Raw genomic sequence first — 11,455 nt, forward strand, 5'->3', positions numbered from 1 at the left:
AAGCCCAGGCGACCTGTCGGGGACAAAGAGGTCGAATGACCTCCCCTTCAGATCGCCTACTTGTAAGTAGAACTTATTGAGGAAGCTCATAACGGCGGAGCTAGGCTTAGACTAGCGGTCAAGGAACTTGGACTGTCACTACGTAGCTTTCAGAGATGGAAAGCTGAAGGTGACAACACCCACGACAAACGCCCCTTTGCCACTAGGGCTAAACCCAGCTTTGCTCTAGATGAATCTGAACGTCAAGAGATCTTAGATACCATGCATAAGGAGGAGTTCTCGTCACTTCCTCCAAGTCAAGTAGTTCCAGCCTTGGCCGATAAGGGAATCTATCTCGGATCGGAATCTACCTTTTATCGAATTCTTCGTGACCACAAGCAAAACAACCATAGAGGTAGAGCCAAAACAGCAGTTAAACGTGATATTCCTAGTCATTTGGCAAATGCTCCCCTTGAAATTTGGGTCACAGATATATCCTGGCTGCGTGGACCGGTACATGGAGTTTTTTACTACCTGTACTTCGTAATGGACCTTTATTCGAGAAAGATAGTTGGATATGAAGTATACGGATGCGAATCATCTCAGCAACTTGCCGATGTAGTTGTAAGAGCAACTCTCCTAGAAGGAGGAAGAGCTCCTAAAATCTTACATAGCGACAATGGATCTCCTATGAAGGGATCTTCTCTATTAGAGCTTTGCTACAAAATGGGGATCACTACCTCGAACTCACGACCTCGGGTTTCTGATGACAATCCTCATACTGAGTCGCTCTTTCGCACTACCAAGTACTGGCCTGGTTATCCATATGGAGGATTTGAAAACCTTAGAGATAGTCGGACCTGGGTGGAGAAGTTTGTCAACTACTACAACTACCACCACCGACATAGTGGTCTAAAGTTCGTTACTCCCCATGATGTTCATGAAGGAAACCATCTCGAAGTACTCTCGATGCGACAGAAACTCTACGAAACGACAAAGGAACTCAATCCAAAGAGGTGGATCAACTCTAAAGTGAGAGACTGGAGTCTCACCTGGCGAGAACCTGGACCACTCCACCAAGGGATAAATCCATCCTAAGTTCTACATTATCTGCGTAGTTCTAAGTCGATTGACCCAACACGAAGAGATTCAAGATCTTAGAGACTTTAATTTAATTAGTAGTAGTAGTAGTAGTAGTAGTAGTAGGTTGAAAGAGCCTCGTGGGCGAAGGTTATTGGATTGTGCGCAAACGCGAAGCGTTTTCCACATTTCAATTACCGTTTGCGTAGCGATCGTCCACAACTCAATAACCCCAGTTAGCTTCCTAAAGAGCTAGAGGCCTGAGATCTCAGAGGGAAGGTGGGTATAAATCACACCACAAGTCCGTCATCGATCAACACAGCCAGGAGGTTTCCTATTTGCGAGCTCCAATGGTCCGTTGCGTGACGATAGTGCGACGATTTTGTTATCCAGCTTCGATCTCATGAGCCCAAAGATATTTAGGATTGTCAATTAGTTAGCCAAATTGGCAGACCCAAGTGTGGTCATTTGATCTAGTTGCCGACTTGTCGTCGGCAACTAGATCAAAATTTCGCCACGGATAAGTCGATCAATGAGGAACCTAAATTAACTAGCTTTTGGCGGCACGAAGGTGCCAGAAAACCATTAATCTCAAACTAAGCAAATGTGCCAACTATCTTGACACTCACCGTCTAGCTCGAAATCTAGATGATCTACGCAATATAGTTCAAACCCTTACTGATAAAGGGGTACGAATTGAATTCGTCAAAGAGTCACTCATCTTTGTAGGTGATGATTCACCTATGGCTGTACTGCTTTTATCTGTTATGGGAGCCTTTGGCGAATTTGAACGATCACTTATCAAAGAGCGTCAAAGAGAAGGAATTGCGCTAGCTAAGCAGAAAGGGGTATACAAAGGAAGACGACCATCTCTTGGTAAAGAACAGATTGACGAATTGTGCCAGAGGGTTTTCTCGGGGGAGGCTAAGACAGCGGTAGCTAAATCACTTGGGATTAGTCGGGAGACGTTGTATAAGTATGTCAGACAGTTAGACCTCGACCAAGGATGAAGACCTTACCCGTTTAACGCGCTCTAGCAGGTTCTTATCACGACAAGAACCTGCCGCCTGGGCGGGGGAAGACACTCAAGATCCATACCGCGGTCCTATCTAAAAGGGACCACGCCCGCCTGCGCGGGGAAGACGCTAACTTTCCACCGTTAAATCCGAAGTCCCAGTTTGATCTCTGCGTCGTCGTCTCACAGGAGGTCAGCGGCTCGGATGAGATACACAATTGAAAATAGGCATGCGAGTATTCCAAGTATGAATACGATTTCAACTGTAGTAAAGCTAAGTCCGAACTCACTTGTAATGCATTGCCTAAATACGATACGACCTTGTGAGTTGGTAGCTGTGGTGCAATCCGTCGCTCTCGAATTGACACCGAACCATATCACTGGAGCCAATAAGCCACCTGGCAGAACAAGGGTGCCAACGAGCTTCTGCTTTCTTGTCCATACTCGAGAAGACCACAAGAGAATAAGCCCAGCGAACCAACCAAGTCCAACAACAAAGCCGCCTAAAAGCAGCAGCGCAACTGATACCCACTCCCTTGGACCAGTTCGAGGTACCCTCTCCGTACTTACCATCCTCATTGCTCCTCAACTCAGTGCGTCCCGCTACATGGGCACACTCTCAATCTTGTTAACGCCGCTTAATCCCTCGTTGCGCTAAATAGCCTTAGCTTTCATCTCAACCTGCCAAGTAATGTGGTCACGATGGAAATGAGCAAGTTAAATCAATTCCTATTCAACTCGCGATAAATGGCTTATCATCACATCTGCATCTGCAGTGCTGCTTTCCCTTAAAGTTTTCACTATTCAAAGTTCAATATTCCCCTCTGACTCATCTTTCATACGTCACAGGTCCGAGAGGAGCGAGAAGAAAATCAGTGCGAAGCAATCCAGCCATTCAATGGCGAAATATAAAACTACAAGCACTGCACATTATCGTAGACATTCCAGTGGAAACTTGAACCATGCATAAAGTTCTGGTGCAAGTTGAAACTCTCATTTGGTTCGCCAATGCCCCACTCGGAAGATCCAATGAACGTCGCGAACTGATACGAATCGCCGTTCCCCCCGCCCCAATTCTTTCGCTGCGTCGGCGCAGCATTCAGCGAGTAACCTAATGCCTCACCAGTATAGATATTTGACTGATCCACAGAGGAAACATAGGCACTGTTGCCTAAGTTGTAAAAGTTCCATCCTGTATACGTATGCATCCAATTTGTTCCGACGGGGGTGCTGCAACTGGATACATCGTCAAATACAACCGTGTAGCCATTACCTACCAACGGAGTAAGTGCGGACGTGGAAGACGACGACATTGTCCCGCTGCCCGTATGAATACCACTGTCTGCAGCTTCTGCGATTGCAGCTTGCCTTGGAGAGAGAACTCTAAAAGTGTCAGTGGCCGATGTTGGAATCAATTCCAACATCCTCCGTTGGGCAGCAGAGAGTCTTGGATTTTTCAGGAGATTTCTTATTAACCCAGCATTAGAAAACGACACCGTCTTGGTCACAACAGTGCCTACCTTCCCGCTGACCAAGAATTCAAAATTGGTAGATGAATGAGGTAACAGCTGGTTCATGCTTGGCATCACCAGCGGGCTCTGCGATGCATTGGCAGCTGATCCAGCCCCTATCGCCACAGTCGATAACGCCAATCCCCCCAAACCAACTCCGATCCTTCCAGCTATTCTTTTAATTCCCACTGTGAAAATCCCCTCTTTGTTACCATTTATCTATCTAATAGCATTCGTCAATATGGCTCATAAAACGAGTTCGCCTATCGTGGATAAGACCTTGATTTATTGATTCTGCTATAAAGCATCCCCATGGCCACCACCACATTCGAAGCCAACCTCCGTAGTCATAGAACACTGGTAGTAACGCTAACTATTTATTTTGCGCTCGGCATCTGCTTAAAAGATGATTTTGGGGACTTTTGGGCTTTATTTACTCTGGAGAATAACTTTCAGAAGTAACCAGTCATGCGTCCGGATCGGGTACCTTGGCGTCTCTCCCAGCCACCTCTCCCAATCCAGCTAGATAGACAAGTCGTGACCATCATTGTTGACCACAATGCCTACGTCTAATTGATCTTGCAGAAGTGCCTGCTGTCTTGACACTCACCGCCCTCTACCCAAGCTTTGAAGGCGGCTTCATCTAGACCAAGGCTTGATACGATTTTGCCGTTTTGCCAAGTGTGTTCGGCAATTAATTGCGATCCGCCTTCGGAGTAATAGCCACCTGTCGTCTCTATGCCTAGCCCATCTGAAAAATAGGTGGCAGCACCTCTCCCGTCGCCTTGATAGATGTGTGCTGTCTTGTTTTTCGGGGGTTGGAGTAGGTGGCTCGCTACAGATTGGGTTGGAACAGGTGGTTAGCACAACTCGAACCTGCCATCGTCAACGCCAAATCAAGCGACTCATAATGAAATGTGTGGAAGCTGGACCCACAAGAGATAAAGGTTTTACTCCCCTCGAAAGTTAGCCCAAATATGGCGCATGTCCTCACTCCTTACATACAGATATCGAGGCATCGCGTGACTTTTATTCGGAAGAGATTGATAGAGCATTCCACGGCGACTGAGTAGATTCGACAGACGTAAAATCTCCGTTGAATCATCACTAAGAACTACTGGACGCCATTTCCCAGGCTCCCAACCCCCAGGAGCCAAACCCTGTTCAACCAATAACCTTGACAAGGGGATAAAGCTAGTCGGAAATTGAAACTCCGGTATGGATCCGTCGAACAAGGCGCTTACAATTGCTTCCGCGTCGGTCGCATACCGAGCCGACAATGGGGTCTCAGAAGCGAGAAACTCTTCCAAGGGAACTTGGCAAAATCTTCGTTGAAAATCGTCGTAAGTGCTATTCGTCGAAAATAATCTGCCCTCATCAATCACTAGGGCACGTTGTCCTAGGCGATTGACCATGGATGATGACAAGGCTAACGTTAGGAAAAAGAGGGCCGACGGCACAACCTCCAGCTCCTCGTATGCTGCAAGCAGGGTCGCTTGATAGAGAGCAGAACGACAAGCAGAACTCATAACCGCTTGCCCATCGCGATGGGACTGTACCAAAGCTTTAGGCTCTCCTATGGTCAACTCCCATGCTCCACTCCGCTCACCAATAAAACCAAGTTCATCGACTACTGACAGTCCCAGCTCATGGAGTCCGAGAGCACCGTCCAGCTGAAAATAGGAGAGCGCCTCTTTGACCGAGGGTCCGAGATTTAGCTGATAAGCCCAGTCTGCACAGATGAGTACCTCGCCCCCAAACAATGCGCCAGCGCCTAATCGTCTCGGAAGCCAACGTACGGTGTCGGAAAAGTCACGAACCAGAAGGCGACTTAGGTACTCGACAAGCTCGGCGGAGGGAAGAGGCGAAGTTTCAGCTTTGATCGATCGCAATGCATGCACCTTTCCCTATGAGCACCATACTGAATTGAGGGCTATAGTACATGTCCCAGTCGAAGCTGAGTTTCAAGTCATTCCCAGACATATCCTCAAGCCTCAACCCAGATAAAGATCGGACTGCCATACGCGTCAGTCCCGACGTAATGACACTCAAGCGGTGTGCCATAAGGGTCGAGCGCATAATCACCGGGATTATCGCATTCCTCGCCTGCCCAGTAAGCTACAGATCCGCAGGTACCTCCTGGCTTGCATATTAATGCGGGTTTGGGGGTTTGGGGGCGAGGTGCACCACTCGCCCATGCTGCAGACCCAGTTAATCCGACCGCCACACTCGATAACGCCAATGCCCCCAATCCAACTCCGATCCTTTCTGTTATTCTTTTAATTCCCATTGTGAACATCCCCTCTTATTAATGGTTATCATGCTGATAGCGTTCGTCGATACGGCTCGTTAAACGAGTTCGCCTATCGTGGATAAGACCTTGATTTATTGATTCTGCTATAAAGCATCCCCATGGCCACCACCACATTCGAAGCCAACCTCCGTAGTCATAGAACACTGGTTTTAAGGTTAACGATTTATTTTGCGCCCGACATCTGCTTAAAAGATGATTTTGGGGTTTTTGGTAAATAAATTCTCAGGTGGAACCCAAAAATAATGAGGCTCCGCTCTACCTGGTCAGCAAATCAAGTTGAAACTTGGCAACGGTAAGGGGAGATATAGTTGCTCATCGCTCCGCTCTACCTGATCAGCAAATCAAGTTGAAACGGCTTTGCATAATGAATTGTTGAAACAAGCTGCTTTTTTCTGGAATAGGTAGATCTAAAAGCAGGCAAGTGCGATAGCTATTCTGATATTCACTGGAAAAGTATTTCAAATTTATCAACTAATCGATAATAAAGTTAACTATTGATTTTGGATTGGCTTGAAACGCTCGATCAAATACGTCCTCCAGCCCAAAAGGCTGAGGAGCTCCCAATCATTATGTATATTGCGACCGGGAGACTAAGTGTCAATGAGATAACCAACCGTTCTAGCTTTAAGCTTCGACGAATTACGACTACCACCGGGAGCACGACCGCCACAATAATATCAATGCTGGTAACCACAGTTTGCACCGACAGACTCGAAATTGACCATCCGAGAAGCGATGCGTTCAACAGCAAGTCCAGAAAGAGCCCTGCCAAACTAGCGTTTACAATCCAGCCCTTTCGACCTAATGCAAGTCGCACTGCGAAAAACGGCACAACAACGGCGACCAAGAAGATGAGAACAACTGTCATGGCGCCGCCGATTTCCCTAGATGCAGAGGCGGAGAACAGCATCGATGAAAGCAAGCCAAGATTAGCCAGCAGCGAGATCGCTGCTCCTACCGCCGCGGCCACAATCAATTCAAAACGACGCCACGGGCGAGTTGCAATTCCAACACACGCCGATAAGACGGGAACTGCCGAAGCAACGAAAGTGAAGGTTGCTCCGAGCACCCCTCCTCTAAATAGGCTGTGGGCCCCTTGAATCTCTGCGTACACGCTGTTCCTCCTTGTAATTCCTGCCCTAATTTAAGTATCGCCACTCAAGGATTGAATACGGAGCCCTATCGATTACCTATAACCAAATAGCAATAGCTACGACTGTAGCTTTCAGCCAATGGTCTCGCACGACATGGGCGTAGATGAGCCGCCATTCCATTGGAACGGAGTGGTACCATCCTCCCCAACATAGCGAACGCACAACTTATCGCCTACGTGGAACCAAGAGTTGCTGTAAAAGCTGAACGTTGCGGAAAGCATGGTTCCAGCTTGTCCACAACCGTATCCGAAGCAGTATGTATTCGGATTGCCGTAACACACAATTGGCGCCTGCTTTATAACCGCTCCATTGCGGATGAGCTGCGCAGAACTACAGCCACTGTAGCTCGCATAGGCACTTGTTACCACGTTCGATACGTAGGTGCCGTAACCGGTTACTCTGATGCACACTCCAAACGGACCCAACCCTGGAGGTGCTCCTGTGCATCCGCTGGCCGTCAGTGGCGTGAACAAACTATTGTGCGTTAGCTGGGGAGGGATTTGAATCGCAACATTTTCGCTTACAACGATGTTCGACAAATATCCATGCGTAACGGCAACTGAATCAGCACCTTGAGCTGCTGCAGCAGATGCGCCGGTCGCACTAACGCCAATGGCGGCCGCGCTAACAGCCAATGCCCCCAAACCAACTGCGATCCTTCCTGTTATTCTTTAATACCCACTGTGAACACCCCCGCTTGCTTATTAGCTATCATGCTGATAACGTTCGTCGATACGGCTCGTTAAACAAGTTCGCCTATCGTGGATAAGACCTTGATTTATTGATTCTGTAAAAAGCATCCCCGTGGCCACCACCACATTCGAAGCCAGCCTCCGTAGTCATAGAACACTGGTAGTAACGCTAACTATTTATTTTGCGCGTCGCATCTGCTTAAAAGATGATTTTTGGGTTCTTCGGCCTTTATTTTCTTTATGAAAGCTTTTCAATAAACACTTGGATAATGGTCCTATTGATGATCGTAACCAAAGAAGCCGCCATGGGACTGGACTTATTTAATTGTCAAACAAGAGCCCAATTTCTAGGTGGGTGCGCCGGCTACGCATTAGTTGCGGGTTCGGATAAAGGTAGCTTCACAGCCTTTATTCCTTGGAGCAATACGAAAATTCAATGATTCGTATCCTAATTATCGATGACGAGCGTGAGGTCATAGAGTCGATTGAGGTTCTAATTTCCTCAAGAGATGATATGAAAGTTGTGGGCAGCTTACAAAATGTTCATGGAGTGATCTCATATATTGAAGCTTTGCGACGTGACGTAGTCCTTATGAATATTTCAATGCCCGGACTCTCTGGAGTAGAGACGACAAAACAAATCAAGGATCATTTTGTTGGGGCTCCAGAGATTGTGATCCTAACTACCTTCGATCTCAATCAAATGGTACTTTCAGCCCTTCACGCTGGAGCTCAAGGTTTTATCCTTAAGTCCGACCCACCCCAAGATCTCTATAGCGCGATCATTACTGCGCACAGAGGAGATGCTCTTATTTCTCCAAAGATGTTACGAAACCTTGTCACCAGTCTTACTGCGAAACAGTCTCAAAAACTGCACGTCGAAGTGCTGAGTTCTAAGTGCTCATCTAGAGAGCTTGATATATTGAAATTAGTAGTACACGGGCTGGCGAACGCAGATATAGCTAGCCTTCTTTACATTTCAAAAAACACTATCCGGTCACACGTCGCTCATCTTCACGATAGGTTAACTGTAAAGTCAAGGGCAGCCCTAGTTGCCAAAGGTGGGGAATTGGTAGAATAACTTGTGATCTCATATTGCACAGGGAGAAGCGTTGACGTTGCTCTTTAGGTGGATAGCTAGAAATCTCGATACCAAGATCAAGCAAGGATACTTTCATACCGAGGCAACACCTAGCGGTGAGTTTCAGGATAGTTCTCGAATTTGCCCGCGTTAATATCTACCATTTCCAGAATATGGCAGCTTCTTTTAGAAATATATTACACAAATCCGTTTGAACTGATTCGCTAACCAGGAAGAGCAGAGCCTAGGCATTTTTTAAGTTAATCGCCGAGAAATCTACAGCCCAAAAAACCCAAAATCATCTTTTAAGCAGATGTCTGGCAAAAAATAAATGATTAGCGTTACTTTCAGTGTTCAATTGCTGCGGAGCTAGTATTCCATATAGTGGTGGCCATGGGGATGCTTTATTGCAGAATCAATAAATCAAGGGCTTATGCACGATAGGCAAACTCGTTTAACGAGCCGTATCGACGAACGCTATCAGCATGATAGCTAATAAGCAAGCGGGGGTGTTCACAGTGGGTATTAAAGAATAACAGGAAGGATCGCAGTTGGTTTGGGGGCATTGGCGTTATCGACTGTGGCGGTCGGATTAACTGGATCTGCGGCATGGGCACGGACCATGGCTCCTAGCGGAGCGAAGTCGGTGATCTCCGCCGCAGCACCGAAACTCATCTGTCAACTGGGAGGAACTTGCGCAACTTGGGCTTATTGGTATCTAGGGAAATGGTGTCTGGCTGCCTACCCTAACAATGAGAATTGGACCTGCGCCATGGTAGATATGAGTTTCCAACCCGTCCAGGGACCGTCAGGACCAGTCTATGACTGTATATTCTCTCCTATGGGATCGGGACTGTCGGCTGAGGTTCCTTATCTTGGGGAGGTCACCATTGGTGGTGCACTATTTAGTTGTGGATGGAGTGCCTTCGGGTATTACCTGGTCTCATAAGGAGAGTAGTTGTGTTTCCCCAATACCACGAAGGTAAAAGAAGTAAGGGCGATATTTCGTCCGCGCTAAACCATCCAGAAGACATCCACCAAGCTACGTCTGAGTGGCAACCTGTATCGCGCACTACTGCTTCGAAAGTAGAGTTCTTTGTCCTTCAGGTATCTTCGGTTGTATTTGCAGGAACAGTTGGGACCAGCTTGCGTCCAGAGTTTGGTATGTTGCAGCTATTGGGTATTGCGTGTATTGAATTTTTTTTCATAGGGATTTCCTTGCGAGTGATTAAGTACATAAGAGGGCGTACCGAGGTAAGAGTAGCGGAGCAAGGGATAGGAAACAACGGATTCATGCGTCCTCGAAACTGGCGATTGACCATAGCAAAGGCAGCGCCTCTTGGCCTGTACTCTGGAATAATCGCTGCTGATATACACCCTTTTATAGCCCAGCTAGGGGCGCTATACATCGGGTTAATTATCGTAGGAGATGTGATTCTGCTATGGCAACATTTTCTAAAGAAGATGTAATTCAAAGACATACTGACGCCTAGGCGCAAAATTACCAGCGCGTAGGCATAGCGAAGCGTCGCAGAATATTCTTACCGCCTCTTTCGAAGTACCCATTGATTATTCCGATTCTCTGGACCACTAGTTGCAAAATCTCGAACCATGGTATGGGTATCTTTGGGACAGCTTTTATTGGTCTCCGAACCTATTTCCGAATTAGCGTATTTACGATGTACTGAAGACGAATCAGCCGATTGAGGTTCACGTTTGTAAATTTATTTGTAGGTATCGTTCTTTGGTTGAATTATATTTTCGAACTGCATCGTTAAGCTTTCAACAATCCGGCTATCTAAAAGTGCAAGCAACTCCCTTGACACCCGACGCGAGCCTTTGGGCGAAATTGTAGCTAATTATAAATCATACTTATCAAGTTTCGTAAGTTTCGTAAGTTTCGCCTCCACCGAGACCAGATTGGAGCTAATCTTTAGTAGAACAGATGTTCGATAAAGGAGGCATGGTGGATATCTCAGGCTTTATGGTACGCTTCGCTTCAGAGGAAGCATGTGAAGATCATTTGATCAAATTGCGGTGGAAAGAGGGATTTAGATGCCCAAAGTGTGACTCTGACCAGTTTACCTTAATCAGGCCAAACCATCGAAGAAATGCAGCATCTCGAGCTCCACTTTTTCAATGTAAATCTTGTCACCGTCAAACTAGCGTTACCTCCGGAACCATCTTCCATCGAAGCCATATCTCTTTATCCAAGTGGTTCTCCGCTATCTATCTATTGTCCAACGACAAGCGTGGTCTTTCGGCTACTACCATTGCTAAATTCGTTCAAGTATCTTATTCGACTGGCTGGTTGATGCTAAATAAGCTACGAAAAGCAATGACTGACCGAAATGGTTTATATAAACTTGGAGGAAACGTCCAGGTAGATGAGTTCTTTTTAGGTGGTGAGAGCCATGGCGAAGGCTAAAGAGGAAAGGGAACAAAACAAACCAATGTCCTAATTGGAGTGTCGATTAGCAATGGTGCTCCTACTCATTGCTTCATGGAAGTAATCAAAGATACCACTGCTAAATCATTCAAAGATGTTTTTTGTGAGACGTTTAGATTCCGATACCAAGCTGATAAGTGATGGTAACCCAAGTTACGGGGTATGTGCTGAAAGACCTTG

Annotated in this window: 10 protein-coding genes and 2 pseudogenes; 5 read left to right on the forward strand and 7 right to left on the reverse strand. The window is 46.7% G+C overall.

All coding sequences use genetic code 11. The annotated features are described in order from the left end of the window. Positions 1-75 precede the first annotated feature (75 nt). The gene (locus AXFE_RS17490) at positions 76-1,077 is read left to right on the forward strand and encodes an IS3 family transposase (RefSeq protein WP_052607182.1); all 1,002 of its coding nucleotides are present in this window, start codon (positions 76-78) and stop codon (positions 1,075-1,077) included. 611 nt (positions 1,078-1,688) lie between these two features. Next, positions 1,689-2,069: pseudogene (locus tag AXFE_RS17495) on the forward strand (recombinase family protein); the annotation flags it as partial. A 188-nt stretch (positions 2,070-2,257) separates the two neighbouring features. Here AXFE_RS17495 and AXFE_RS17500 read toward each other — a convergent pair. The 6 genes from AXFE_RS17500 to AXFE_RS17525 all read right to left on the reverse strand — a co-directional run bounded on the left by AXFE_RS17500 (position 2,258) and on the right by AXFE_RS17525 (position 7,697). Then, positions 2,258-2,647: a hypothetical protein gene (locus tag AXFE_RS17500; protein ID WP_052607183.1), complete on the reverse strand. Its 390-nt coding sequence runs from the start codon at positions 2,645-2,647 to the stop codon at positions 2,258-2,260. Between the two features lie 341 nt (positions 2,648-2,988). Further along, positions 2,989-3,774, reverse strand: coding sequence for a hypothetical protein (locus AXFE_RS17505; RefSeq protein WP_052607184.1), 786 nt, complete (start codon positions 3,772-3,774; stop codon positions 2,989-2,991). Positions 3,775-4,535: 761 nt separating this feature from the next. Next, entirely contained in the window at positions 4,536-5,486 is a 951-nt protein-coding gene (locus tag AXFE_RS17510) for a hypothetical protein (RefSeq protein WP_152626214.1), read from the reverse strand. A gap of 86 nt (positions 5,487-5,572) precedes the next feature. Next, positions 5,573-5,875, reverse strand: a complete 303-nt coding sequence (locus AXFE_RS17515) for a hypothetical protein (RefSeq protein WP_152626215.1) — start codon at positions 5,873-5,875, stop codon at positions 5,573-5,575. Positions 5,876-6,422: 547 nt separating this feature from the next. Further along, positions 6,423-7,013 carry a hypothetical protein gene (locus AXFE_RS17520; protein ID WP_052607187.1) on the reverse strand — a complete coding sequence of 197 codons (591 nt, stop codon included), beginning with the start codon at positions 7,011-7,013 and terminating at the stop codon, positions 6,423-6,425. Positions 7,014-7,124: 111 nt separating this feature from the next. Then, positions 7,125-7,697, reverse strand: coding sequence for a hypothetical protein (locus tag AXFE_RS17525; RefSeq protein ID WP_052607188.1), 573 nt, complete (start codon positions 7,695-7,697; stop codon positions 7,125-7,127). A gap of 484 nt (positions 7,698-8,181) precedes the next feature. Here AXFE_RS17525 and AXFE_RS17530 point away from each other — a divergent pair, with 484 nt between their 5' ends. Further along, positions 8,182-8,826 (forward strand): response regulator, encoded by a 645-nt coding sequence (locus AXFE_RS17530; RefSeq protein ID WP_052607189.1) that lies wholly within the window; start codon positions 8,182-8,184, stop codon positions 8,824-8,826. A gap of 525 nt (positions 8,827-9,351) precedes the next feature. On the opposite strand, the gene AXFE_RS20225 is transcribed toward AXFE_RS17530, so the two are convergent. Further along, complete coding sequence (locus AXFE_RS20225) at positions 9,352-9,501, reverse strand: hypothetical protein (protein WP_160291934.1); 150 nt, start codon at positions 9,499-9,501, stop codon at positions 9,352-9,354. Between the two features lie 285 nt (positions 9,502-9,786). On the opposite strand from AXFE_RS20225, the gene AXFE_RS17540 reads away from it, so the two are divergent. Together AXFE_RS17540 and AXFE_RS17545 are read left to right on the forward strand one after the other, a co-directional pair. Then, positions 9,787-10,296 carry a hypothetical protein gene (locus tag AXFE_RS17540; RefSeq protein WP_052607191.1) on the forward strand — a complete coding sequence of 170 codons (510 nt, stop codon included), beginning with the start codon at positions 9,787-9,789 and terminating at the stop codon, positions 10,294-10,296. Between the two features lie 496 nt (positions 10,297-10,792). Continuing rightward, positions 10,793-11,455 (forward strand): annotated as a pseudogene (locus AXFE_RS17545) (IS1595-like element ISAxf1 family transposase); the annotation flags it as partial.

The organism is Acidithrix ferrooxidans (genome assembly GCF_000949295.1).
GTDB classification, from domain to species: domain Bacteria; phylum Actinomycetota; class Acidimicrobiia; order Acidimicrobiales; family Acidimicrobiaceae; genus Acidithrix; species Acidithrix ferrooxidans.